General features: G+C 68.5%; 19 protein-coding genes. 11 read left to right on the forward strand and 8 right to left on the reverse strand.

The window, feature by feature from the left end; genetic code table 11:
- Nucleotides 1-35 precede the first annotated feature (35 nt).
- Nucleotides 36-1,481, reverse strand: a complete 1,446-nt coding sequence (locus tag RA210_RS14390; RefSeq protein ID WP_201486967.1) for a SulP family inorganic anion transporter — start codon at nt 1,479-1,481, stop codon at nt 36-38.
- A gap of 183 nt (nt 1,482-1,664) precedes the next feature.
- Between RA210_RS14390 and RA210_RS14395 the strand changes: the two genes are divergently transcribed.
- Entirely contained in the window at nt 1,665-2,114 is a 450-nt protein-coding gene (locus RA210_RS14395; protein ID WP_201486968.1) for a YMGG-like glycine zipper-containing protein, read from the forward strand.
- Nucleotides 2,115-2,158: 44 nt separating this feature from the next.
- Here RA210_RS14395 and RA210_RS14400 read toward each other — a convergent pair whose 3' ends face one another.
- On the reverse strand, nt 2,159-3,451 hold the full coding sequence (locus RA210_RS14400) for a tyrosine-type recombinase/integrase (RefSeq protein ID WP_201486969.1): 1,293 nt from the start codon (nt 3,449-3,451) through the stop codon (nt 2,159-2,161).
- A 355-nt stretch (nt 3,452-3,806) separates the two neighbouring features.
- Here RA210_RS14400 and phaR point away from each other — a divergent pair, with 355 nt between their 5' ends.
- Nucleotides 3,807-4,340, forward strand: a complete 534-nt coding sequence (gene phaR / locus RA210_RS14405; RefSeq protein WP_136488385.1) for a polyhydroxyalkanoate synthesis repressor PhaR — start codon at nt 3,807-3,809, stop codon at nt 4,338-4,340.
- A gap of 212 nt (nt 4,341-4,552) precedes the next feature.
- On the opposite strand, the gene phaP is transcribed toward phaR, so the two are convergent.
- The gene (gene phaP, locus RA210_RS14410) at nt 4,553-5,122 is read right to left on the reverse strand and encodes a TIGR01841 family phasin (protein ID WP_201486970.1); all 570 of its coding nucleotides are present in this window, start codon (nt 5,120-5,122) and stop codon (nt 4,553-4,555) included.
- Between the two features lie 478 nt (nt 5,123-5,600).
- On the opposite strand from phaP, the gene RA210_RS14415 reads away from it, so the two are divergent.
- The 4 genes from RA210_RS14415 to phaC (RA210_RS14430) all read left to right on the forward strand — a co-directional run bounded on the left by RA210_RS14415 (nt 5,601) and on the right by phaC (RA210_RS14430) (nt 11,460).
- Nucleotides 5,601-6,350 carry a beta-ketoacyl-ACP reductase gene (locus RA210_RS14415; RefSeq protein ID WP_136488384.1) on the forward strand — a complete coding sequence of 250 codons (750 nt, stop codon included), beginning with the start codon at nt 5,601-5,603 and terminating at the stop codon, nt 6,348-6,350.
- An 86-nt stretch (nt 6,351-6,436) separates the two neighbouring features.
- Nucleotides 6,437-7,615: an acetyl-CoA C-acetyltransferase gene (locus tag RA210_RS14420; protein ID WP_201486971.1), complete on the forward strand. Its 1,179-nt coding sequence runs from the start codon at nt 6,437-6,439 to the stop codon at nt 7,613-7,615.
- An 82-nt stretch (nt 7,616-7,697) separates the two neighbouring features.
- Nucleotides 7,698-9,404: a class I poly(R)-hydroxyalkanoic acid synthase gene (phaC, locus tag RA210_RS14425; RefSeq protein ID WP_201486972.1), complete on the forward strand. Its 1,707-nt coding sequence runs from the start codon at nt 7,698-7,700 to the stop codon at nt 9,402-9,404.
- Between the two features lie 346 nt (nt 9,405-9,750).
- Nucleotides 9,751-11,460 (forward strand): class I poly(R)-hydroxyalkanoic acid synthase, encoded by a 1,710-nt coding sequence (gene phaC / locus RA210_RS14430; protein WP_201486973.1) that lies wholly within the window; start codon nt 9,751-9,753, stop codon nt 11,458-11,460.
- Between the two features lie 87 nt (nt 11,461-11,547).
- Here phaC (RA210_RS14430) and RA210_RS14435 read toward each other — a convergent pair whose 3' ends face one another.
- Nucleotides 11,548-12,216 carry a dienelactone hydrolase family protein gene (locus tag RA210_RS14435; protein ID WP_201486974.1) on the reverse strand — a complete coding sequence of 223 codons (669 nt, stop codon included), beginning with the start codon at nt 12,214-12,216 and terminating at the stop codon, nt 11,548-11,550.
- Between the two features lie 202 nt (nt 12,217-12,418).
- On the opposite strand from RA210_RS14435, the gene RA210_RS14440 reads away from it, so the two are divergent.
- Nucleotides 12,419-12,907: a CBS domain-containing protein gene (locus RA210_RS14440; protein ID WP_201486975.1), complete on the forward strand. Its 489-nt coding sequence runs from the start codon at nt 12,419-12,421 to the stop codon at nt 12,905-12,907.
- 37 nt (nt 12,908-12,944) lie between these two features.
- Here the strand turns inward: RA210_RS14440 and RA210_RS14445 are convergent, their stop codons facing one another.
- Genes RA210_RS14445 through fdhF form a run of 3 tightly spaced genes read right to left on the reverse strand, consistent with a single transcriptional unit; the run spans nt 12,945 to nt 16,895 of the window.
- Nucleotides 12,945-13,787, reverse strand: coding sequence for an FAD/NAD(P)-binding protein (locus RA210_RS14445; RefSeq protein ID WP_136488378.1), 843 nt, complete (start codon nt 13,785-13,787; stop codon nt 12,945-12,947).
- Entirely contained in the window at nt 13,775-14,812 is a 1,038-nt protein-coding gene (locus tag RA210_RS14450; RefSeq protein ID WP_136488377.1) for a 4Fe-4S dicluster domain-containing protein, read from the reverse strand. The genes RA210_RS14445 and RA210_RS14450 overlap by 13 nt, the downstream gene beginning before the upstream one ends.
- On the reverse strand, nt 14,799-16,895 hold the full coding sequence (fdhF, locus tag RA210_RS14455) for a formate dehydrogenase subunit alpha (protein ID WP_201486976.1): 2,097 nt from the start codon (nt 16,893-16,895) through the stop codon (nt 14,799-14,801). The genes RA210_RS14450 and fdhF overlap by 14 nt, the downstream gene beginning before the upstream one ends.
- Nucleotides 16,896-17,137: 242 nt before the next feature.
- Between fdhF and RA210_RS14460 the strand changes: the two genes are divergently transcribed.
- The 4 genes from RA210_RS14460 to ftsH all read left to right on the forward strand — a co-directional run bounded on the left by RA210_RS14460 (nt 17,138) and on the right by ftsH (nt 23,553).
- A complete protein-coding gene (locus tag RA210_RS14460; protein ID WP_201486977.1) occupies nt 17,138-17,677 on the forward strand; it encodes an Hsp20/alpha crystallin family protein in 540 nt (179 codons plus the stop codon).
- Between the two features lie 181 nt (nt 17,678-17,858).
- Complete coding sequence (locus RA210_RS14465; protein WP_201486978.1) at nt 17,859-20,279, forward strand: Lon protease family protein; 2,421 nt, start codon at nt 17,859-17,861, stop codon at nt 20,277-20,279.
- Between the two features lie 59 nt (nt 20,280-20,338).
- Nucleotides 20,339-21,457 carry a CapA family protein gene (locus tag RA210_RS14470; RefSeq protein ID WP_201486979.1) on the forward strand — a complete coding sequence of 373 codons (1,119 nt, stop codon included), beginning with the start codon at nt 20,339-20,341 and terminating at the stop codon, nt 21,455-21,457.
- Nucleotides 21,458-21,735: 278 nt separating this feature from the next.
- Nucleotides 21,736-23,553, forward strand: a complete 1,818-nt coding sequence (gene ftsH / locus RA210_RS14475; RefSeq protein ID WP_136488371.1) for an ATP-dependent zinc metalloprotease FtsH — start codon at nt 21,736-21,738, stop codon at nt 23,551-23,553.
- A 23-nt stretch (nt 23,554-23,576) separates the two neighbouring features.
- Here ftsH and RA210_RS14480 read toward each other — a convergent pair whose 3' ends face one another.
- Nucleotides 23,577-23,744, reverse strand: a complete 168-nt coding sequence (locus RA210_RS14480; protein WP_168772458.1) for a hypothetical protein — start codon at nt 23,742-23,744, stop codon at nt 23,577-23,579.
- Between the last annotated feature and the right edge of the window lie 51 nt (nt 23,745-23,795).

Here is a 23,795-nt window from a genome sequence, read left to right on the forward strand (position 1 = left end):
GGCCCCGGGGTGGGCCAGCCTTCAGCAACCGCGCCTCAGTCGTGGTGCACCCCGGCGCGCTTGAGCAGCTGCTTGCAGCGCTCGGAGAGGTGCAGCACGCGCAGGTGCTTGCCGGCCTTGGCGTAGCGCTCGCGCAGGGTCTTCAGCGCGGCGATGGCCGAGTAGTCGACGAAGCTCAGGTGGCGGCAGTCGAGGGTCACCTGGGCCGGGTCGCCGGCCACATCGAACTGGTTGAGGAACGGCGTGGTCGAGGCGAAGAACAGCGTGCCGTGCACCCGGTACAGCTTGCTGCCGTCGGCCTGCAGATCGCTGTCGGCGTACAGCTCGCGGGCCTGCTGCCAGGCGAAGTTCAGCGCGGCGATGACGATCCCGCACAGCACGGCGGTGGCCAGGTCGGTGAACACGGTGATCATCGTCACCGCGACTATCACCAGCGCATCGTTGAGCGGCACCTTGCCGAGCACCCGTAGCGAGGCCCAGGCGAAGGTCTGCTGGGCCACCACGAACATCACGCCGACCAGCGCAGCCAGCGGGATGCGCTCGATCAGCGGCGAGAGGAACAGCACGAACAGCAGGATCATCACCCCGGCGACCACCCCGGACAGCCGGCCGCGACCGCCGGAGCTGAGGTTGATCATGGTCTGGCCGATCATCGCGCAGCCGCCCATGCCGCCGAACAGGCCGGAGGCGATGTTGGCTGCGCCGAGGGCCGTGCACTCGCGGTCCGGATAGCCGCGGCTCTCGGTGATCTCGTCGGTGAGGTTGAGGGTCAGCAGGGTTTCCAGCAGGCCGACCAGCGCCATCAGCACCGCGTAGGGGGCGATGATGGCCAGGGTTTCCAGGTTCCAGGGGATGTCCGGCAGGGCGAAGGCGGGCAGGCCGCCGGCGATGTTGGCCATGTCGCCGAGGGTGTGGGTCGGCAGGTCGAGCAGGTAGACCGCCGCACCGACGCCGAGGATCGCCACCAGCGCCGGCGGCACCGCGCGGGTCAGGCGCGGCAGCAGGTAGACGATGGCCATGGTCAGCGCCACCAGTCCCAGCATCAGGTACAGCGCCGTGCCGCTCAGCCAGGCCTCGCCGTCCCTGAAGTGCTCCTGCTGGGACAGGGCGATGACGATGGCCAGGCCGTTGACGAAGCCGAGCATCACCGGGTGCGGCACCATGCGGATCAGCTTGCCGAGGCGCAGCAGGCCGAAGGCGACCATGATCAAGCCGCCGAGCAGCACGGTGGCCAGCAGGTACTGGGCCCCGTGCTGTACCACCAGCGCGACGATGACCACGGCCATCGAGCCGGCGGCGCCGGAGACCATGCCCGGCCGGCCGCCGAACAGCGCGGTGAGGGTGCAGATGATGAAGGCGCCGTACAGGCCCATCAGCGGATTGAGCTGGGCGACCAGGGCGAAGGCGATGCACTCGGGCACCAGCGCGAAGGAGGTGGTGAGTCCGGCCAGGACATCGGCGCGCAGACGTGTGGGTTTCATGGCGATCCTGAGGTGGAGGCCGGCGCAGCCGGCTGCAGGGATTGGCGAAAAAGGGGCGGGGATGTTACGGAACCACAGGCCGCCTGGCCAGCCGACCACAGGCAGCGGGGCAGGTCCGGGGCCGGACTATGCTTCTCGGGTCAGCAACTGGCCGCCCAGCCACCCACGGGAGCGCTCGCCACCATGCCAAGATGCCTTTCTTTCTGCCTCGCCAGCGGGCTGGCCATCGCCAGTGCCTGCGCACTCGCCGAGACGGTCACCCCGCTGCAGGGCCAGTCGCCGGAAACCATGCAGCAGGACATCAGCGCCTGCCAGGCCCAGGCCGGCAGCGCCAGCACCAGCAGCCCGCAGACCGGCGGTCGGGCACGGGGTGCCGTCGCCGGAGCCGCGGCCGGCGCCGCCGCGGCGGGAGTACGCGGCCGCCAGCACGAGGAGGTGTATGACCGCCTCGATGAGGACGTCCAGCAGGAATACCGGCAGAACCAGGCCAGGGAAGCCGCAGCGGCCGGCGTGGTGGTGGGCGGCTCGCGCCAGCGCCAGGACCGGCGCCAGGATCGCCGCAATGCCGAGCAGAATACCTCGTCGGCCTACACCAGCTGCATGCAGCAGCGCGGCTACCAGGTCACGCCCTGAGCAGGGAAGGGTGCCTCCGCGGGTTCAGGCGCCGAACCTGGTCGCTACTCCTTGATCCGCAGATGCTTCACCGAATGTGCCCGCTGTTCATCCAGCGAGTTGTAGTAGGTGTTCTGCGTGGTGCTCAGGCTGTTGTGACGCAGGTCGGCCTGCAGGTCCTTCATGTCCCGGTGGGGGGCGTCGAAGGTGGCAGAGGTATGCCGCAGCCAGTGCAGCGAGGCCGAGCGCAGGTGGTCGACCTCGTCGTTGCTCCAGCCTTCCTCGACCATCCGCTCCAGCGCGCGGTCGAAGACCTGCTGCAGCAGCAGGCGCAGGTGACGGTCGGAAAGGCCAGCGCGCCCCTTGAGCGTGGAGAGCAGGGGATGCGTCTCGTGGGGCGAGGGCAGGGCAGGCAGGCCCAGGTGCCGGCGGTAGCGGGTCAGGTAGGTCTGGATATAGTCGTCGCGCACGCTGATCTTCGCCGCCTTGTTGCCTTTGCCGACCACGTGGAACCACCAGTTGCCGGTGGTATCGCGGCGGAAATCGCCCATGGTCGGCTCCCAGTTGTCGCGCCCGACCAGGTCGGATACCCGCAGGTACATGGCGAACAGCGTGGCCAGGATGAACAGCGTGCGTTCGTGGACCTCGTCCTCGTCGGCCATTTTCTCGGCGGTCTCGATGACGTAGCTCCATTGCAACTGGGTGAGCGAGCGTCCCGAGACATCCAGGGTGTTGCGCTGCTTGTAGACCGATTTCTGCTTGACAGCCCGGAACGGGTTGACCTCGGTCAGTCCCTCGTCGGTGGCGTGCTGGAAGAAGCTGCCGCACACGGCGAAGACCTGGGCCACCGAGCCCTGGGACATCCGGTAGGGTCGGCTGTCGCTGCCCGGCGCGGCGGATCCGTCCAGCGAGCGGTTGCGCTTGGGCACGGTGATGCTGAACGGGCGCCAGTCCTCGTTGACCACATAGCTGTCGGACTCGAGCTTCTTGCGGCCGCCGATGCGCACGAAGCGGGAGCGGACCATCGGCCCGATCCAGTCCCTGGGCGGCCGCAGGCAGAACTCCATGAAGGCCTCGGCATCCCGGCGACGCAACTCGAGCAGCGGCTTGCGGGCGACCAGCAGCGCCCAGAGCAAGAGCCGCTCGACATGAGTGCGGTAGGAATTGAAAGTGGGCTCGTTGCCGGCGTAGGACTTGAGAAAGCCGCGGACCGCGAGATAGCCGTCGATGGCCTGCAGCTCGGCAGGAAAGCTGGCGAGGTATTCGCGGACGACCGGGAGTTCCTCGCTGATCTGCAGGAAGTTCAGCTCAAGGAAACGGCTGTAGGTTTCGAACAGGGGCAACGGCGTCGTGGGCATGGCGAGCTTTCCGGTGTCGGAAGGATCTGGTTGAATCGGCAAGGGCGCGCGAAGTGACCTTGCCGGGCGCTGAAACACATTATATGCAATTTCCGGGTCTGGTCGTTATCGGATATTGCATATCCTTGAAACGCACCCTTCCGCCCGAATCGTCATTCTCGTCCGCACCCGCGACCCGCCACCTGCCGTGCTGGGTCAGTCGCTGACGATTCCAGTCCGCCGTCGATGCTGCCGACCAGACGGAACACGTCTGCTGCGCGTTCGCGGCACTCTCGGTGGCACAGCATTGAACGGCCAGCCCGCCGCGCTTTGAGTTAACATGGTCGGCACAATATCGTCCGCGAGAGTCCGCAGCATGACTGATCGGAAGCATGTCCGCCTGATCAAGAAATACGCCAACCGTCGTCTTTACGATACGCAGACCAGCACGCACATAACGCTGCAGGATATACGTCAGCTGGTCATCCAGGAGGAACCTTTCCAGGTGGTCGACGCCAAGACCGGCGAAGACCTGACCCGCAGCATCCTGCTGCAGATCATCCAGGAAGCGGAAAGCGGCGGCGAGCCGATCTTCTCCAGCGAGATGCTCAAGGGGATCATCCGCTTCTACGGCCCGTTCCAGGGCATGCTCGGCAACTATCTGGAGAAAAGCATCCAGGCGGTGATCGACGTGCAGGCCAAGACCGGCCAGCAGTCCTCCCAGGCCTGGAGCGACTTCATGCGCAGCCAGCTGCCGGTCATGCAGGACCTGATGGGCCAGTACGTCGAGCAATCCAAGCAGCTGTACCTGAGCACGCAGAACCTGTTCGGCATGTTCCCGGGTTTCCCGGGTACCGCCAGCCGCAGCGACAAGGATGGCAAGAAGGACAAGGATGGCGACGCCAGCTGAGCCGCCGCGCTGAGCCGCCGTGAGGCATCCCGCACCACCATTGTGCAAAGGCCCGCTATCTGCGAGCCTTTGCACATCTGATCGTTGGGAGTTACAGAGTGCCGCCTGAGCCACGACCTCGGTCATCGGCATGACAGGAAAGGCGGAGCAAGACGATCCATGACCGCCCTGCTCCGCCTCCGGCTCGACGAGCCCTCTCTCCCCGGACAGCCTTACTTGCGCGCGCCGCCGGCGGCCTTGGTGGCCTCGCGGGTAGCCTGGCCAGCGGCCGAAGCGGCGGCAGCGATGCCGTTCTCGGCGATTTCAGCGGCCTGCTTGGCGGTCTTCTGCGCGCTTTCCAGCACGTTGCCGGCGGTCTCGACGGCGGACTTGAGCACGGCCACGGCAGACTCGGAGCCGGCTGGCGCGTTCTTTGCAATTTCGTCTACCAGTTCCTGCACCTGCTGCGCGTTGCGGGCAGCCTGACGCTCGCCGAGCTTGGCGATGTCGGCCTGGGTGCTGGAGATCAGGTCGTATACCTGGCGGTTGAACTCCATCACGCGCTCGGCCTGGTTGGCCGGATGGGCCAGGGAACCGATGACCGCAGTGAAGCTCTGCGGATCACGAGCGGCAAGCAGTTTGCTTGCGTTCTCGAAGGTTTCCTCGCTGACCGAACGCAGGGTGGCGATCTGCAGGTGGCCGAGCTGTTCGAGGCCCTTGAGGAACTTGGTGTTCATTTGCTGCAGCAGCTCGAGGTTGGATTTCTGGGCAGCCTGCAGTTTTTCAGAATCGAAGAAGGACATGGATGAAGTCTCCCGAGGATGAGAATGGCTGAAAACCTGTGCCGGCGAGTGCCACTGCTGCACGCGACCTGCAATTTCATTCTTGGCGATCGGCATGCATTGCGCAAGCACTTTTTGTGCGCTGCACAAAAAAATTTCGAACTGTCACACCTCCAGCCGAAGGAGCGTACCGCCCGAAAAATCAAGCACAGACAGCTACACATGACACAGATCAATGACATCCACATGTCGCATCCGTGTCGATTCGACGAAAACCCACAGCAATCATTGTGCAAAGCAGCAGGAGGCCCAGCCAGACGCCCGCGAGAGCCACGGAAATTCTCGTCAAGAAAACGCAATCTTTCGCTAGCAAGGTAGGTACATCGGGCAGGCACAGAACAGGCCCGTCTGCCGGACAGTCGACCGGGGCCCGCGGGGCCCGACCTCCGGCATGTGTTGTTCCGCTTCACCATCATTTATCGAATGGAGTGACTGCAACATGACCAACAACAACAAGCGCATTGCACTGGTAACTGGCGGCATGGGTGGCATCGGCACGGCGATCAGCCGGCGCCTGCACCGCGACGGCTTCATCGTCGTGGTCGGCTGCAGCGCCCAGTCCACCCGCAAGGACGCCTGGCTGGAGCAGCAGCGCCAGGAAGGCTTCGAGTTCCACAGCATGGCCTGCGACATCACCGACTGGGACGACGTCGCCCGGGCCTTCGCCGAAGTCCGCGCGGAAATCGGCCAGATCGACGTGCTGGTGAACAACGCCGGCATCACCCGCGACACCACCTTCAGGAAGATGACCCCGCAGGACTGGAGCGCGGTCATCTCCACCAACCTCAACGGCCTGTTCAACACCACCAAGCAGGTCATCGACCCGATGCTCGAACGTGGCTGGGGTCGCATCATCAACATTTCCTCGGTCAACGGCCAGCGCGGCCAGTTCGGCCAGACCAACTACTCGGCGGCCAAGGCCGGCATCCACGGCTTCAGCATGGCGCTGGCCCGCGAAGTGGCCAGCAAGGGCATCACCGTCAACACCATCTCCCCCGGCTACATCCGCACCGAGATGACCGCGGCGATCCGCGAGGACGTCCTGGAGAAGATCATTTCCGGCATCCCGGTGGGCCGCATGGGCCAGCCGGAGGAAATCGCCTCCATGGTGTCCTGGCTGGCCTCCGAGGAAGGCGCCTATGCCACCGGCGCCGACTTCTCGGTCAACGGCGGCCTGAACATGGCCTGAGTCGGCCCGGCCGACCCTTTGCGCCTGCCCGCAGCTCGCCGCGGGCAGGCGCCCTCCTCCCCGTTTTCTGCAGCAGAGGTTCACCCATGAACGATGTTGTCATTGTCGCCGCCACCCGTACCGCCATCGGCTCCTTCCAGGGCGCCCTGAGCAGCATTCCCGCCCCGGAGCTGGGTGCCGCGGTCATCCGTCAGGTGCTCGAACTGAGCGGCGTCCAGCCGCAGGACATCGACGAGGTCATCCTCGGCCAGGTGCTCACCGCCGGCTCCGGCCAGAACCCTGCCCGCCAGGCCGCGATCAAGGCCGGCCTGCCCCACGAGGTTCCGGCACTCACCCTCAACAAGGTGTGCGGCTCGGGCCTCAAGGCCGTGCAGCTGGCCGTGCAGGCCATCCGCTGCGGCGATGCCGAGCTGATCATCGCCGGCGGCCAGGAGAACATGAGCCTGTCGCCCTACGTGCTGCCCAAGGCGCGCACCGGCCTGCGCATGGGCCACGCCCAGCTGCAGGACAGCATGATCCAGGACGGCCTGTGGGATGCCTTCAACGACTACCACATGGGCATCACCGCCGAGAACCTGGCCAGGCGCTTCGAGATCAGCCGCGAGGAGCAGGACGCCTTCGCCGCCGCCTCCCAGCAGAAGGCCGTCGCCGCCATCGAGGCCGGCACCTTCAAGGACGAGATCACCCCGATCCTGATCCCGCAGCGCAAGGGCGACCCGCTGGTGTTCGCCACCGACGAGCAGCCGCGCGGCGAGACCACCTACGACAGCCTGGCCAAGCTCAAGCCGGCGTTCAGCAAGGACGGCAGCGTCACCGCCGGCAACGCCTCCAGCATCAACGACGGCGCCGCCGTGGTGCTGCTGGCCAGCGCGAAGAAGGCCGCCGAACTGGGCCTGCCGGTGCTGGCCAGGGTCAAGGCCTACGCCAGCTCCGGTGTCGACCCGGCGATCATGGGCATCGGCCCGGTGTCGGCCACCCGCCTGTGCCTGGAGAAGGCCGGCTGGAGCCTGGACGACCTGGACCGCGTCGAGGCCAACGAGGCCTTCGCCGTGCAGGCGCTGAGCGTCAACAAGGAACTGGGTTGGGACACCGGCAAGGTCAACGTCAACGGCGGCGCCATCGCCCTCGGCCACCCGATCGGCGCCTCCGGCTGCCGCATCCTGGTCACCCTGCTGCACGAACTGCAGCGCAGCAACCTGAGCAAGGGCCTGGCGACCCTGTGCATCGGCGGTGGTCAGGGCGTGGCCCTGGCAGTCGAACGCTGATATGGTCTGAACGCGGCCACCCATGAGGGGTGGCCGCGTCGCCTGTCGGATACAGCAGCCACCAGATCAGCGGATACAAGAGATGGATAACTCCCCGCCCTTCACGGCCTTCTTCTCGGCCAACATGCCCTTCGTCGCCCGTGCAGCCCTTGAGCAGCTGCGCATCTGGGTGCGCCACAACCCGTGGTTCCAGGGCAAGAACACCGACACCTGGTTCCAGGTCGACAGTGCCATCCTTGACCGCCTGCAGGCGGAGTACGGCGGCGAGTGGGCGCAGCTCGGCATGCAGATGCTGACCCACCAGCCGTTCGCCTTCAGCGACCCGCGCTTCGCCGGCAGCGCCTGGAGCCAGCCGCTGTTCGGCTCGCTGGCGGCGCTCTACCTGCTCAATTCGCGTTTCCTGATGCGCCTGCTCGACGAGCTGCCCATCGAGTCCGGCAAGATGCGCCAACGCCTGACCTTCCTGGTCGAGCAGCTGATCGCCGCCGGGGCACCGAGCAACTACCTCAACAGCAACCCCGAAGCGCTGGAGCGCATGGTGCAGACCCAGGGCGCGAGCCTGTTCAGCGGCATGCTGCACCTGGCCAGCGACATGAAGGAAGGCAAGCTGCGCCAGTGCGACAGCGGCGCCTTCACGGTCGGCGGCAACCTGGCCACCACCCCCGGCCAGGTGGTCTACCAGAATCCGTTCTTCCAGCTGATCCAGTACGCGCCGCAGAGCGAGAGCCAGTACCAGCGGCCGCTGCTGGTGGTGCCGCCGGCGATCAACAAGTACTACATCCTCGACCTGCAGGCGGAAAGCTCGTTCGTCCGTCACGCCCTCGAGCAGGGCCACCCGGTGTTCCTGGTGTCCTGGCGCAACGCCGACGAGAGCATCGCCACCGCCACCTGGGACGACTACGTCGAGCAGGGCATCATCGAGGCGATCCGCGTCACCCAGGCGATCAGCGGCCAGCAGCAGCTGAACCTGCTCGGCTACTGCGTCGGCGGCACCCTGCTGGCCTGCGGCCTCGGCGTGCTCACCGCGCGCGGGCAGAAGCCGGCGGCCAGCCTGACCCTGCTGGTCACCCTCCTCGACTTCGAGGACGCCGGGGTGCTCGACGTGTTCGTCGACGAGGAGATCGTCCGCTACCGCGAGCGCACCATCGGCGGCGAGGGCGGCAGCTTCGGCCTGTTCCGCGGCGAGGACATGGGCAACACCTTCTCCCTGCTGCGTCCCAACGAGCTGTGGTGGAACTACGGCGTCGAGAAGTACCTCAAGGGCCAGAAGCCGCGCTCGCTGGACCTCCTGTACTGGAACAACGACCACACCCACCTGCCCGGCCCGATGTACTGCTGGTACCTGCGCCACGCCTACCTGCAGAACGACATCAGGAGCGGCCGGCTGCAGGTCTGCGGCGAGACCCTCGACCTGTCCAGCCTGGACATGCCCACCTACCTGGTCGGCACCCGCGAGGACCACATCGTGCCGTGGCGCGGCGCCTTCGCCAGCACCCGCCTGCTCAAAGGCCCGACCCGCTTCGTGCTCGGCGCCTCCGGGCACATCGCCGGCATCATCAACCCGCCGGCGAAGAAGAAGCGCAGCTACTGGACCAGCGATACGCTGCCGATCGATCCGGACGCCTGGCTGAGCAGCGCCGAGGAGCATCCCGGCAGCTGGTGGGGCGACTGGAACAGCTGGCTGAGCCAGTACGCCGGCGAAAGCGGTCCGGCCGTAGCCAGCCTCGGCTCGGCCGACTACCCGCCGCTGGAAGCGGCGCCCGGCCAGTACGTCCTGCAACGCGACTGACCCGCCCGTTGCCCGGTCCGCCCTGCGCGGGCCGGGCAATTCCGCCCGATCCTGCCGTTCCCTTCGGCGCCCTTCGCCCGTCTGCCCTCGCCTGCCACCTCGCTGCCCTCGCACCGGCCCGGGCACTTCTCCCTGCGTGTCAGGCAACGCTCTCCATCCGCTACCGCACGGATGACTGTCATGCATTGAGAAACGCCTGTCGCCGGATGCGAAGCAGGCGCGCGCACAGCTCCGTAGATTGCCTGCCCGACAAGCGAAGCTGCATGACCTCGCTGCCCAGCCACGCCCAGCACGCGGTCCCGTCACTGCGGCAGGGCTGCCTTACTTGCAGAACACCGGGTAAACAATGAACAACAACGTACCGCCCTTCTCGGCCTTCTTCTCGGCCAACCTGCCTTTCGTCGCCCGTGCCGCCCTGGAGCCCCTGCGCTTCTGGGTCCGCCAGAGCCTCTGGTTCCAGAGCCAGGACACCGACGCCTGGTTCGAGGTCGACGCAGCGGCGCTCGACGCCCTGCAGAGCGAATACAACGGCGAATGGGCCAGGCTCGGCATGCAGATGCTGACCCAGCAGCCCTTCGCCTTCAGCGACTCGCGCTTTGCCGGCAACGCCTGGAGCCAGCCGCTGTTCGGTTCGCTGGCCGCGCTCTACCTGCTCAACTCGCGCTTTCTGATGCGCCTGATCGACCTGCTGCCGATCGACTCGGCCAAGCTGCGCAAGCGCCTGGTGTTCCTGGCCGAGCAACTGGTCGCCGCCGGCGCACCGAGCAACTGCCTGGGCAGCAACCCCGAAGCGCTCGAACGCGCCGTGCAGACCGGCGGGGCCAGCCTGTTCAGCGGCCTGCTGCACCTGGCCAGCGACCTCAAGGAAGGCAAGCTGCGCCAGTGCGACAGCGCGGCCTTCGAGGTCGGCGTCAACCTGGCCAACACCCCCGGCCAGGTGGTCTACCAGAACCCGCTGTTCCAGCTGATCCAGTACAGGCCGCAGAGCGACACCCAGTACCGGCGCCCGCTGCTGCTGGTGCCGCCGGCGATCAACAAGTTCTACATCCTCGACATGCAGCCGGAGAGTTCGCTGGTGCGCTATGCGCTGGAGCAGGGCCATCCGGTGTACCTGATGTCCTGGCGCAACGTCGACCAGAGCCTGGCCGCCACCACCTGGGACGACTACGTCGAGCAGGGCATCATCGAGGCGATCAGGGTCACCCAGGCGATCAGCGGCGAGCAGCAGCTCAACCTGCTAGGCTACTGCGTCGGCGGCACCCTGCTGGCCTGCGGCCTCGGCGTGCTCGCCGCCCGCGGCATCAAGCCCGCCGCCAGCCTGACCCTGCTGGTCACCCTCCTCGACTTCGAGGACACCGGCATCCTCAACGTGTTCGTCGACGAGGAGATCGTCCGTTACCGCGAGCGCACCATCGGCGGCGAGGGCGGCAAGTTCGGCCTGTTCCGCGGCGAGGACATGGGCAACACCTTCTCCCTGCTGCGTCCCAACGAGCTGTGGTGGAACTACGGCGTAGAGAAGTACCTCAAGGGCCAGAAGCCGCGCTCGCTGGACCTCTTGTACTGGAACAACGACCACACCCACCTGCCCGGCGCCATGTACTGCTGGTACCTGCGCCATACCTACCTGCAGAACGAACTGAAGAGCGGCAGCCTGCAGGTCTGCGGCGAAACCCTAGACCTCGGCCAGCTGGACATGCCGACCTACCTGGTCGGCGCCCGCGAGGACCACATCGTGCCGTGGCGCGGCGCCTTCGCCAGCACCCGCCTGCTCAAGGGCCCGACCCGCTTCGTGCTCGGCGCCTCCGGGCACATCGCCGGCATCATCAACCCGCCGGCGAAGAACAAGCGCAGCTACTGGACCAGCGAAGCGCCGGCGACCGATCCCGAACAGTGGCTGGAAAGCGCCACCGAGCAGCCAGGCAGCTGGTGGGTCGACTGGACCAACTGGCTGGGCCAGCACGCCGGCAAGCGCGGCAAGCCGGCGGCCAGCCTCGGCTCGGCCGACTACCCGCCGCTGGAAGCGGCACCCGGCAGCTACGTGCTGGCGCGCGACTGAGTCCTGCCGCCCGACCCGCCGCGTGCGGGCCGGTGCCGTGCCGATCCCGAGCGGCCTGGCCCCGGACCAGCGGCAGCACCGCAGCCGTCAGATGCGCCGCAGATAGCGCAGGAACCACTCGCCAGCCAGTTCCGCCACCTTGAGCAGCTTGCCGGGCTCCTCGAACAGATGGGTCGCCCCGGGCACCACCTCCAGCCGCTTGATCCCCGCGAGGCGCATCAGGCTCTCGCGGTTGAGGGCGAGCACCACGCCGTCCTCGCCGCCCACGATCAGCAGGCTGGGGGCGCGCACATGCTCCAGCGCATCCCCAGCCAGGTCGGTACGCCCGCCGCGGGAGACCACCGCCGCCACCAGCTCGTGACGCTGCGCGGCGCAGATCAGCGCCGCGGCGGCGCCGGTGCTGGCGCCGAACAGGCCCACCACCAGCTCCTGCAGGCGCTCGTCCCCGTGCAGCCAGTCGACCACGGTGACCAGCCGGCGGGCCAGCAGCGGGATGTCGAAGCGGAACTCGCGGGTAGCCTCGTCGATGTCCTGCTCGTCCTCGGTGAGCAGGTCGAGCAGCAGGGTGCCGAGGCCGAGGTCGTTGAAGAAGCGCGCCACCTGCTGGTTGCGCGGACTGAAGCGGCTGCTGCCGCTGCCGTGGGCGAACACCACCAGCCCCTCGGCGTCCTCCGGAACGGCCAGCTCGCCATGCAGCACCCCATCCTTCAGGTCGAGCCGCAGACTGCGCTGCGGAACCTTGCGTATGTCGCTCATGGTGCACCTCCCAGGATCTGTCACTCCAGTCTAGTCCTGCGCAGGCAACCGACCGGCGAGCTGCCTGACGGTCGTTGCCCCGCCGGGCAGGCGGGCGTCTAATGTCTTGCTGTATCCATGCTCATCCGGAGGATGAGCCGTCGGTCCATGCGGTCGGTGCGGCACGGGAAGCGGAGCGCGGCCGTCTCTGTGGAGCGGGATCATGAACGTCAGCGACGTGATGCATAAGCCGGTGCAGTGCTGCCACCCCGGCGACAGCCTGGAGCAGGCGGCAGAAATGATGGCCAGGTGCGACTGCGGGGCGATCGCCGTGGTCGACCAGAGCAACCATGCGATCGGCATAGTCACCGATCGCGACATCGCCCTGCTGGCCGCCGAGCGGCACAAGCCCCTGTGGGAACTCAAGGCCGGCGAGCTGGCCGGCCGCCACGACCTGTACACCTGCCACGACGACACCGATGTGCACGAGGCTCTGCACATGATGGCGGCGAAGAAGGTGCGTCGCCTGCCGGTGGTGGGCGCCGATGGCGAGCTGCATGGCATGATCGCCATGTCCGACATCCTCCATCGCCTGACCCTGCACGGCGGCAGCGTGCGCGATGCCCCGGAAGACTGGCGCGAGGCGCTGGAGGCCTTCAACGACATCACCTCGCCGAGCCTGCCGGCGGTGATGGACGACCTGGGGATGTGACCTCGACCGCCTGCCGCTGCCCCCAGCGGCAGGCCCCTCAGCAGGGCCCGACGTCCGCCGCGCCGAGCACGCCACGCAGGTTGCCCCGGGCCAGCAGCGCCCGGTACTGGTCGTAGCGGTAGGTCGGCCCGTCGACGCAGGCATAGCTGTCGGCGATGTAGCAGTGGCCGCACAGCCCCACCGCGCAATGCATACGCCGCTCCACCGACAGCCAGATGCGCTCCGCCGCCACGCCGCGGCGCACGCAGGCCTTGGCTATGGCCAGCATGAAGGCTTCCGGGCCGCAGCACAGCACGCTGTGCGGCAGCGTCTCGGCGCACAGGCGATCCAGCTGCCCCAGCGGCGAGCCGCGCAGTTCCTCCGGCCCGCCCTCGTCGAGGGTCTCGATCAGCGGCAGGATGCTCCGCCAGCGCGCCCGCTCGCGGCCGAGCACCTGATGCTCGGCGCTGCGCGCGCCATAGAGAACGCGCAGGGCCAGCTCCGGGCGCTCGCTGGCCGCGGCGATCCAGCCAGCCAACGGTGCCAGGCCGCAGCCGCCGGCCACCACCAGCACCGACTTGGAGCCGTCCGGTTCCGGCCAGCCGCGGCCGAACGGGCCGCGACAGCCGAGCAGCGCGCCCGTCTCCAGCTCGAACAGCCGCGCCGTCAGCCGCCCGCTGCGGCGGATCAGTGCGCTGAACTCACCGGCTGCATCCGGCGCGCTGACGTAGGTGAAGGGCGCCTCGCCCTGCCCCGGTACGCCGAGCATGAAGAACTGCCCGGGCAGCGTCGCCCGGTCGCTCTCCAGCGGCTGCTCCAGACGCAGGCGGAAGTGCCGGGCGTCGCGGCCGTCGGCGTAGCTGCCGAGCAGGCGCAGCGGTCTGGGGGTCAGTTCGAGCATGGCTTGCCCACCTTCGCCATCACCGCATGCACGCCGATGCCGCCGGGGCAGACCCGGTCGCAGCGCCCGCAGCCGACGCAGCCGTAGCGGCCGAACTGCTGGCGGAAGCCCTCGCCGAACTTGTGCTGCCAGAAGCGCTGCACCCGCTGCCCCGGCGCGGCGCTGGGATTGTGGCCGCTGGCCTCCTTCTGGAAGCCCTCGTACAGGCAGGAGTCCCACACCCGCTCGTGCACCAGCGCGCCGCCCGGCAGTGGGCGCTCCAGCGGGGCGAAGCAGGAGCAGGTCGGGCACACCGTGGTGCAGCCGGAGCAGACCAGGCAGCGCAGGCCCAGGCTGTCCCAGCTCGCCTGGCTGACCCGCCCGGCATTGATGGCCGCCACGCCGTCCTCCAGCCAGCGGGCGTCACCCTGCTCGCTGGCGACCTGGCTGTGGATGGCGGCGCGCTCGGCCTGCCAGTCGAGGCTGGCGAGCGGCAGGCCGAGGCCGGCCACCGCCGCCGCGCCGGCCGGCGAGAGGCTAAGCAGCCGCCAGCCGCCGTCGTCCTGCGGCAGCAGCACCAGGTCGGCGGTGCCCGCGCGCACGGTCGGGCCGCTGTCGACCTGGGTGCAGAAACCCTGGCTGCAGCTGTGCCGGCAGTCGATGCCGACCAGCAGGGTCGCCGCGCGGCGCCGCCGGTAGTGGGGATCGGCGGCGAAGAACTGGTCCTGGTAGCTCACCGCCGCCAGGTCGCAGGCGTGCAGGCCGAACAGTACCTGGTCCGCCACCTCGGGCAGGCAGGCGACGAAGCGGTCACCCTCGACGCGGAACACCGCCTCGCGCTCGGCGAAGAAGAACGCCTTGGCCGAGAACGGCGGCGGCTCGGGGTCGGCCACGAAGGGACTGGGGTCGTCGGCCGTCACCGCCTGCCAGTGGCGACCGCCCTGGCCGTCCTCGCGGACCTCGTAGAGCACCCGGCCGCCGGCCAGCTGCGCGCGCAGGCGTTCGACGCTGTCCAGTTCGTAACAGCTGGGCTCAAATGCTGCCATCACTGATCTCCTGCTCCAGCGCTGCCGCCAGGCGTGGCGCCACGCCCGGCGGCAGCGGCTCGAGGGCCACGGCGCAGGCCTTCAGCTCGGGCATCTTGCTCTGCGGGTCCTGGGCGCTGTTGGTAAGGAGGTTGCACGGCGCTTCGCGGAAGTGGTACGGCATCGACAGGGTCCCCGGTGGCACGTCGTCGGTGAGGCTGGCGCGCGTTTCCAGGCTGCCGCGGCGCGAACGCAGGCGCACGCCCTGGCCATCCTGCAGGCGCAGGTTGGCGGCGTCCTGCGGGTGGATGAACAGCAGGCCGGCCGGGGTCTCGCGCTCGAGCAGCGGCGACTTGCGGGTCATCGAACCGCCGCCGTAGTGGAAGTGCAGGCGCTGGGTGGTGAAGAAGAACGGGTAGTCGGCATCCGGCGTCTCGTCCGGATCGACCTGCGACACCGGCAACAGCCGCCCGCGCCCGCGCGGGAAGCTCTCGGCATGCAGGCGTGGCGAGCCCCGGGGATGCACGTAGTCGCACGGCCAGTGCAGGCCGTGGTGGGCGTCCAGCGCCGAGTAGCTCATGGCGGCAAAGCTCGGCGTCAGGTCGGCCATCTCGGCGAACACCGCCTCGGCATCCGGCCAGAGCATGCCCAGGTAGCCCATGCGCGCGGCCAGCGCGGCGAGGATCTGCCAGTCGGTCCAGGCCTCGCCGGGCGGCGCGACGGCGCGGCGGATGCGCTGCACGCGGCGCTCGCAGTTGGTGAAGGTGCCGTCCTTCTCGGCGAAGGACGCCGCCGGCAGCACCACGTCGGCCAGTTTCGCCGTCTCGGTCAGGGTCAGCTCGACCACCACCAGGAAGTCCAGCGCGCGCAGCGCGCGCTCGACGTGGTGCTGGTCCGGGTCGGTGAGCACCGGCTCCTCGCCCATGATCATCAGCGCCTTGAAGTCGCCGGCCAGCGCCGCCTGGGTCATGCCCAGCGAGGTCAGCCCCGGCGCCGCCGGCATCGGCACGCCCCAGGCACGGGCGAACTTGGCCTGCACGTCCTCGCTGGCCGCGCTCTGGTAACCGGGGTAGACGTTGGGCAGGCAGCCCATGTCGCAGGCGCCCTGCACGTTATTCTGCCCGCGCAGCGGATAGATGCCGGCGCCGGGGCGGCCGACCTGGCCGCACACCAGGGCCAGGTTGGAAACCGCCACCACATTGTTCGTGCCGCTCTGGAACTGGGTGATGCCCATGCCGTAGGCGATGAAGGCGGCCCCGGCATGGCTCACCGCGTGGGCGAGCGGCTCCAGCTCGGCCACCGGCACGCCGGTCTGCGCGCTGGTCACTGCCGGGCTCAGGGCGGCCACATGCTGGCGCAGGACCTCGACGTTCTCGCAGCGCTCGTCAAGGAAGGCGCGGTTCTCCCAGCCGTTGGCGAAGATGATGTGCAGCAGGCCGTTGAGCAGGGCGATGTTGCTGCCCAGACGCAGCTGCACGTGCTGGTCGGCCAGCCGTGCCAGGCGCGTCTTGCGCGGGTCGACCACCACCAGCCGCGCGCCGCGGGCCTGGGCGCGCAGGATGCGCGCGCCGAGCATGGCGTGGTTTTCCGTGGTGTCAGTGCCGATCAGCAGGATCAGGTCGGCCGCGTCGACGTCAGTCATGCAGCCGGTCATCGCCCCGGAGCCCAGAGTCAGCGACAGCCCGGCCACCGAGGGGCTGTGGCAGATGCGCGCACAGTGGTCGACGTTGTGGGTGCCGAGCACCGCGCGGGCGAATTTCTGCGCGGCGTAGTTATCCTCGTTGGTCGCCCGCGCACAGCTGATCACCCCGACCGCCTGCGGGCCGCCTTCGGCCAGCGCGTCGCGGAAGGCACCGGCGACCCGCCCCAGCGCCTCGTCCCAGCTGGCCGGGCGGAAACCATCGGCCTCGCGGATCAGCGGCCGGGTCAGGCGCCCGGCCGCGTCGATGGCGAAGCTGGTCGACCAGCCCTTGCTGCACAGCTGGCCCTGGCTCACCGGATGGCCGGGCTGCGGCTCGACGCCGACCACCCGGCCCTGCTCGACGCGCAGGCCGATGCCGCAGCCGACCCCGCAGAAGGTGCAAATGCTTGGAATCACCTGCATCGGCGGCTCCCCCGTCCCCGTCTCCCTGAAGGCTAGACCGCCCGCCGCCCGGAGCACCTGACCCCGGTCGGAAACTTGCAAATTTCCCGGATGACCTAGACTGGTATCACTGCCGCCAGCCGGGGTGGCCCTCCTGCGCGGGCGCCCCCCGGCCAGCGCCTCGAACATGCGCGAGGCGCGTCCGCTGGCGCTGACCGAATCCAGATTCAGTCCCGATCGGACCCACAGAGGAGCACTTCACGATGGCTGAGAACGAGAAGAAGGTTGCGGTGGAAACCGAGGAGAAATCCGCCAGGCAGAGCCCGCTGTCCACGGCGATGCGGCCGCTGGAAAACCTGCGCCGTCAGGTCGACCGGCTGTTCGAGGACTTCGATCGTGGCTGGCACCTGCCGTTCTCCCGCAGCGGCTTCGAGATCGAGCCGTTCTGGCGCCGCGAGCTGAGCTTCGCCGGCATGCCGGCGGTGGACATCATCGAGAAGGACGACGCCTTCGAGATCACCGCCGAGCTGCCGGGCATGGACGAGAAGAACGTGCAGGTCAAGCTGAGCAACGGCAACCTGACCATCACCGGCGAGAAGAAGGACGAGCGCGAGGAGAAGAAGAAGGACTACTACCTATCCGAACGCCACTACGGCTCCTTCCAGCGCACCTTCGGCCTGCCCGAGGGCGTCGATGCCGACAAGATCGAGGCACACTTCGCCAAGGGCGTGCTGACCCTGAAACTGCCGAAGAAGCCCGAGTCCAGGCAGGCCGAGAAGACCATCAACATCAAGACCAACTGACCGCCCCGCCCGCCCCGCCCTGCCGGGCGGGGCAACCGCCCTCCCCCCCGCATTGCCGCACCCTCGCAGACGCCGGCCCAGTCGTGCCCGCAGGTCAGGCATATCCGGCGAAACGACAGCAATGTTCTTTAATGGATGGCAGATGCTCAGTGAGAGCCATACAAGGCAATGGAGGCGTACCTTGCCCAGCGCCCACGAACTGACTGCCCAGCAGCTCTACCACGCCTGCGACCCTGACGCCCTGGAGTGCGACAGCAGCGCCGAGCTGCCCGACCTGCAGGCCAGCCTCGGCCAGGAGCGGGCGATGGGTGCCCTGCACTTCGGCGTCGGCATCCACCACGAGGGCTACAACCTGTACGTGATGGGCTCGCCCGGGCTGGGCAAGCACGCCATCGTCCGTCAGTTGCTCGGCCAGCAGGCGGCGCAGATCGAGCCGCCCAGCGACTGGTGCTACATCAACAACTTCCGCACCCCGCACAAGCCGCGCGTGCTGCGCCTGCCGGCCGGCGCCGGCTGCGGCCTGCAGGCGGACATGCGGGCGCTGGTGCGCAGCCTGCTGGCCGCCCTGCCGGCGGCCTTCGACAGCGACGAATACCGCAACGCCATGCAGGGCCTCAAGGACCGCTTCAAGGCCCGCGAGGAAGAGCTGTTCGGCAGCGTCGACAGCCAGGCGCGCGCCGCCGGCATCATCCTGCTGCGCACGCCCGCCGGTTTCACCCTGGCGCCGCTCAAGGAGGGCGAGGTACTCGATGCCGAGGCCTTCGACAAGCTGCCGGACGAGGAGAAGCAGCAGATCGAGGAGCGTACCGAGCGCATCCGCCACGTGCTGCGCCAGGCCCTGCAGCAGGCCGCCGCCGCCAGCCGCACGCACGAGCAGGAGGTCGACCAGCTCAACGAAGCGGTCACCCGCGCCACGGTGGAGCGCCAGTTCATCGACCTGGAGGCGCGCCACGCCCAACTGGCCGGGGTGCCTGCGTTCCTCGACGAGGTCAAGCGCGACATCATCGAGAAGGGCCTGGAGATCTTCGGCTCGGCGCCGGCGGAGAAGCTGCTCGACCGCCAGCGCCTGACCCCGTTCAACCGCTACTTCGTCAACGTGCTGGTGGACAACGGCGGCAGCCAGGGCGCGCCGCTGGTCTACGAGGACTACCCCAGCTACCAGAACCTGATCGGCCGCATCGAGCACCAGGCGCAGATGGGCACCCTGCACACCGACTTCACCCTGATCAAGGGTGGCGCCCTGCACCGCGCCAACGGCGGCTACCTGCTGCTCGACGCGCGCAAGCTGCTGACCCAGCCGTTCGCCTGGGAGGCGCTCAAGCGCGCCCTGCAGGCCCGCGAGCTGCGCATCCAGTCGCTGGAGCAGATCCTCAGCCTGGCCAGCACCATCTCGCTGGAGCCCGACCCGATCCCGCTGGACGTCAAGGTGGTGCTGATCGGCGACCGCCTGCTCTACTACCTCCTGACCCAGTACGATCCGGAGTTTCCCCTGCTGTTCAAGGTCGAGGCCGACTTCGCCGAGGATCTGCCGCGCAGCACGGAGAACACCCGCCTTTACGCCCAGCTGATCGCCACCCTGCAGCGTCGCGAGCAGCTGCGCCCGTTCGACCGCGCCGCGCTGGCGCGGTTGATCGAGCAGGCGGCGCGCGACGCCGCCGACGGCGAGAAGCTGTCGCTGCACCTGCAGGACCTGCTCGACCTGATGCGCGAGGCCGACTACTGGGCCGGCGAGCAGCAGCGCCCGCAGGTGCGCCACGAGGACGTCGAGCGCGCGGTGCGCGAGCGCCTGCACCGCGCCGACCAGATCCGCGAGCGCATGCTCGAGGCGGCGCTGCGCGACCTGCGCCACATCGACACCGACGGCAGCTGCGTGGCGCAGATCAACGGCCTCGCGGTGTTGCAGCTCGGCGCCCATGCCTTCGGCCATCCGGCGCGGATCAGTGCCACGGCGCGCCTGGGCGACGGCAAGCTGATCGACATCGAGCGCGAGGTGGAGCTGGGCGGCGCCCTGCATTCCAAGGGCGTGCTGATCCTCTGTGCCTACCTGGCCAGCCGCTTCGGCGGGCGCATGCCGCTGTCGTTCGCCGCCAGCCTGGTGTTCGAGCAGTCCTACGGCGGCGTGGACGGCGACAGCGCCTCGGCCGCCGAGCTGTGCGTGCTGCAGTCGGCGCTGGCCGGCCTGCCGCTGCGCCAGGACCTGGCGATCACCGGCTCGGTGGACCAGCACGGGCGCATGCAGGTGATCGGCGGGGTCAACGAGAAGATCGAGGGCTTCTTCGACCTGTGCGCCGCCCGCGGCCTCTCCGGCAGCCAGGGAGTGATCATCCCCCGGGGCAACATCAAACACCTGATGCTGCGCCGCGAGGTGGTCGAGGCGGTGGCCGCCGGACGCTTCCACGTGCATGCGGTGGAGCATGCCGAGCAGGCCATGGCGCTGCTCACCGGCCTGCCGGCCGGCGTGGCCGACGCCGCGGGGCAGTATCCGCCCGGCACGGTCAACGGCGCGGTACAGGCCAGCCTGCGTGAGCTGAGCGAGCTGCGCCAGAGTTTCGCCCACCCCGAACGGGACGGTCCTGCCGGCAATGGGCAGGCCGAAAAATGAAAGGAAAGGAGCGCATTCACCGGTAGTGCGGCGGACTCACCGCCGCAAGGTAGGTTCCCATGGCCAGCGCGGACACCTCGCTCAGCCTGTTCCTTCTCGGCGACGTCATGCCGGCTCGCGGCATCGACCAGATTCTCCCCCACCCCGGCGACCCGCGCCTCTACGAGGACTACGTGCATGACGCCCGCGACTACGTGGCGCTGGCCGAACGGCACTGCGGCCCCATCGAACGCCCGGTGGACTTCGCCTACGTGTGGGGCGATGCACTGGCCGAGCTGCAGCGTCGCCAGCCCCAGGTCCGCCTGGTCAACCTGGAAACCGCGGTCACCCGCCACGGCCGCCCCGAACCCAAGGGCATCAACTACCGCATGACCCCGGAGAACTTCCCCTTCCTGCGTGCCGCCGGGATCAACTGCTGCATCCTGGCCAACAACCACGTGCTGGACTGGGGCGAAACCGGGCTGCGCGACACCCTCGAAACCCTCACCGCCCACGACATGCCGCACACCGGTGCCGGCCTCGATCGCAACTCGGCCGAGACTCCGGCCGTGCTGGCATTGCCCGGCGGACGACGGCTGCTGGTGTTCGCCTTCGGCCTGCCGGACAGCGGCATCCCCCCCTGGTGGGCGGCCGGTCCGCACCAGTCCGGCGTGGCGCGCCTGGACGACCTGTCGCCGCGCAGCCTGGCCCGCGTGGCCGGTCTGATCCGCGCGGCCCGGCAGGACGGCGACCGCGTGCTGGTCTCCCTGCACTGGGGCGACAACTGGAACTTCGCCATCTCCACCGAGCAGCGTGCCTTCGCCCACGGTCTGATCGAGCAGGCCGGCGCGGACCTGATCCACGGCCATTCCTCGCACCACATCAAGGGCATCGAGGTGCACCGCGGCCGGCTGATCCTCTACGGCTGCGGCGACCGCCTCAACGATTACGAGGGCATCGAAAGGCATGCCACCTTCCGCGGCGAGCTGGGTCTGCTGTACTTCGCCCGCCTGCACGACGACGGCCGCCTGCAGGCGCTGGAGATGGTACCGACGCGCCTGCAGCATCTGCGCATCGAGCGCGCCGAGGGCGTCGACCGCCGCTGGCTGTACGACACCCTCGGACGCGAGTGCGCCCAGCTCGGTTGCCACGTGCACGTCCAGGAGGATGGCGCCTTCGCCCTCGGTTGGTCGCCGTGAGCATGCGCAGGGCATCAGCCTGACTCACCGGCAGCTCAGGCGCCGGACACCCCTTCTGTGTCCGGCGCCCGCCACGCTACCCCCTACTCCGCTGATTACTGTGTTTTTTGCACGTAGTGATGGATAGATTTACTCCTCCACATTTCATTATGTTAAACATCGAATATGAAATCACCCTCCCGAGACCCTGTGCCGTGCCCTGGCTTGCTGCCGCGCAAGCCTTCGGCGCGGCACAGGGTCTATCCTGCACAGGCGATATGCGTCGAGCGGGGTGCGGCATGGACAAGAAGTTTCAATGGAACGCCTGGTACTTCCTGCTGGCCTTCAGCATGCTGCTGATGTTCCAGGGCTGGTGGGCCGAGCGGCAGGCGGTGGAGCCGATCGCCTACAGCGAGTTCCTCAAGCTGCTCAAGGAAGGCAAGCTGAGCGAACTCAGCATCAACAACCAGCAGATCAGCGGCAAACTGCTGGAGCCGATCAACAATCGCAGCAGCTTCGTGACCAACCGCGTCGATCCGGCGCTGGCCGAGGAGCTGGCGGCGGCCGGGGCCAAGTTCAGCGCGGTCCGGGAAAACACCGCCCTCTCCAACCTGCTGTCCTGGCTGCTGCCGCTGGTGCTGATCTTCGCCTTCTGGAGCTTCCTGTTCCGTCGCCTGACCGACAAGCAGGGGCTCGGCGGGCTGGTCAGCGTCGGCAAGTCCAAGGCCAAGGTGTACGTCGAACGCGACACCGGGGTGACCTTCGACGACGTCGCCGGCATCGACGAGGCCAAGGCCGAGCTGGAGGAGATCGTCTCCTTCCTCAAGGACCAGCCCAGATACAGCCGCCTCGGCGCACGTATTCCCAAGGGCATCCTGCTGGTCGGCCCGCCCGGCACCGGCAAGACCCTGGTGGCCAAGGCAGTGGCCGGCGAGGCCGGCGTGCCCTTCTTCTCCATCTCCGGCTCCGAGTTCGTCGAGATGTTCGTCGGCGTCGGCGCCGCGCGGGTGCGTGACCTGTTCGAGCAGGCGCGCAAGGCGGCGCCCTGCATCATCTTCATCGACGAACTGGACGCCCTCGGCAAGGCACGCGGCGTCGGCGCCTTCGGCGGTAACGACGAGAAGGAACAGACCCTCAACCAGCTGCTCGCCGAGCTGGACGGCTTCGACCCGCGCGAGGGCGTGGTGCTGCTGGCCGCCACCAACCGCCCGGAGATCCTCGACCCGGCACTGCTGCGCGCCGGCCGCTTCGACCGCCAGATCGTGGTCGACCGCCCGGACCGCAAGGGACGGATGGCCATCCTCAGGGTGCACGTCAAGCGCATCCAGGTCGCCGCCGACGTCGACCTCGACCAGGTCGCCGGCATCACCCCTGGCTTCACCGGCGCTGACCTGGCCAACCTGATCAACGAGGCGGCCATCCTCGCCACCCGCCGCAATGCCGAGAAGGTCGGCATGGACGACTTCACCCGCGCGGTCGAGCGCATCGTCGCCGGCGCCGAGCGCCGCGGCCGCCTGCTGCAGCCCCACGAGCGCGAGGTGGTGGCCTACCACGAGATGGGCCACGCCCTGGTCGCCAGCGCCCTCCCCGGCATGGACCCGGTACACAAGGTGTCGATCATCCCGCGCTCGATCGGCGCACTCGGCTATACCCTGCAGCGGCCCACCGACGACCGTTTCCTGATCACCTGCAACGAACTGAAGGACCGCATGGTGGTGCTGCTCGCCGGCCGCGCCGCCGAGCAGTTGCTGTTCGGCGAGATCTCCACCGGCGCCGCCGACGACCTGGCCAAGGTCACCGATATCGCCCGGCAGATCGTCACCCGCTTCGGCATGAGCCCGGACCTCGGCCAGGCCGTGCTGGAGCGCCAGAGCAACAGCTTCCTCGGCGACAGCGTGATCGCCATGCGCGAGAAGGACTACTCCGAGCAGACCGCGCGGGAGGTCGATCTCGCGGTCCGCCAGCTGATCGACAAGGCCTACCGCCGCGCCGGCGAGATTCTCCAGCAAAGGCGCAGCGAACTGGACGCAGGCGCCCGCCTGCTGCTCGAACGCGAGACCATCACCCCCGAGGACTTCCCGCCGCTGCGGCCGGCCGCGGCGGGCGATGCCGGCTGACGCAGCCCGGCAGGCAGCACGCCTCAGCGCAAGAGGCTCAGCAGCAGGCCATAGACGAGCGGGGCCAGCAGGACGATCAGCGCGGGAACATGCCAGCCCCGCGCGGCAGGGCGACTGGTGCCGCAGTGGAGGCATATGGACGCGAGCAGTCGCGTCGAATGGCGGCAATGCTTGCAACGGAAATCGATCATGTCGTGGTTCTCCCTGAAGAATCGTTCCTGCCCGGGTCGCCCGGGGCTACC

It is taken from the genome of Pseudomonas sp. OF001 (assembly GCF_904426495.1).
Taxonomy (GTDB): domain Bacteria; phylum Pseudomonadota; class Gammaproteobacteria; order Pseudomonadales; family Pseudomonadaceae; genus Geopseudomonas.

Bases quoted from the DNA above. Each gene is read 5' to 3' on its own strand.
- RA210_RS14390 (WP_201486967.1), bottom strand. From the start codon at position 1,481: ATGAAACCCACACGTCTGCGCGCCGATGTCCTGGCCGGACTCACCACC.
- RA210_RS14395 (WP_201486968.1), top strand. From the start codon at position 1,665: ATGCCAAGATGCCTTTCTTTCTGCCTCGCCAGCGGGCTGGCCATCGCC.
- RA210_RS14400 (WP_201486969.1), bottom strand. From the start codon at position 3,451: ATGCCCACGACGCCGTTGCCCCTGTTCGAAACCTACAGCCGTTTCCTT.
- phaR (WP_136488385.1), top strand. From the start codon at position 3,807: ATGACTGATCGGAAGCATGTCCGCCTGATCAAGAAATACGCCAACCGT.
- phaP (WP_201486970.1), bottom strand. From the start codon at position 5,122: ATGTCCTTCTTCGATTCTGAAAAACTGCAGGCTGCCCAGAAATCCAAC.
- RA210_RS14415 (WP_136488384.1), top strand. From the start codon at position 5,601: ATGACCAACAACAACAAGCGCATTGCACTGGTAACTGGCGGCATGGGT.
- RA210_RS14420 (WP_201486971.1), top strand. From the start codon at position 6,437: ATGAACGATGTTGTCATTGTCGCCGCCACCCGTACCGCCATCGGCTCC.
- phaC (WP_201486972.1), top strand. From the start codon at position 7,698: ATGGATAACTCCCCGCCCTTCACGGCCTTCTTCTCGGCCAACATGCCC.
- phaC (WP_201486973.1), top strand. From the start codon at position 9,751: ATGAACAACAACGTACCGCCCTTCTCGGCCTTCTTCTCGGCCAACCTG.
- RA210_RS14435 (WP_201486974.1), bottom strand. From the start codon at position 12,216: ATGAGCGACATACGCAAGGTTCCGCAGCGCAGTCTGCGGCTCGACCTG.
- RA210_RS14440 (WP_201486975.1), top strand. From the start codon at position 12,419: ATGAACGTCAGCGACGTGATGCATAAGCCGGTGCAGTGCTGCCACCCC.
- RA210_RS14445 (WP_136488378.1), bottom strand. From the start codon at position 13,787: ATGCTCGAACTGACCCCCAGACCGCTGCGCCTGCTCGGCAGCTACGCC.
- RA210_RS14450 (WP_136488377.1), bottom strand. From the start codon at position 14,812: ATGGCAGCATTTGAGCCCAGCTGTTACGAACTGGACAGCGTCGAACGC.
- fdhF (WP_201486976.1), bottom strand. From the start codon at position 16,895: ATGCAGGTGATTCCAAGCATTTGCACCTTCTGCGGGGTCGGCTGCGGC.
- RA210_RS14460 (WP_201486977.1), top strand. From the start codon at position 17,138: ATGGCTGAGAACGAGAAGAAGGTTGCGGTGGAAACCGAGGAGAAATCC.
- RA210_RS14470 (WP_201486979.1), top strand. From the start codon at position 20,339: ATGGCCAGCGCGGACACCTCGCTCAGCCTGTTCCTTCTCGGCGACGTC.
- ftsH (WP_136488371.1), top strand. From the start codon at position 21,736: ATGGACAAGAAGTTTCAATGGAACGCCTGGTACTTCCTGCTGGCCTTC.
- RA210_RS14480 (WP_168772458.1), bottom strand. From the start codon at position 23,744: ATGATCGATTTCCGTTGCAAGCATTGCCGCCATTCGACGCGACTGCTC.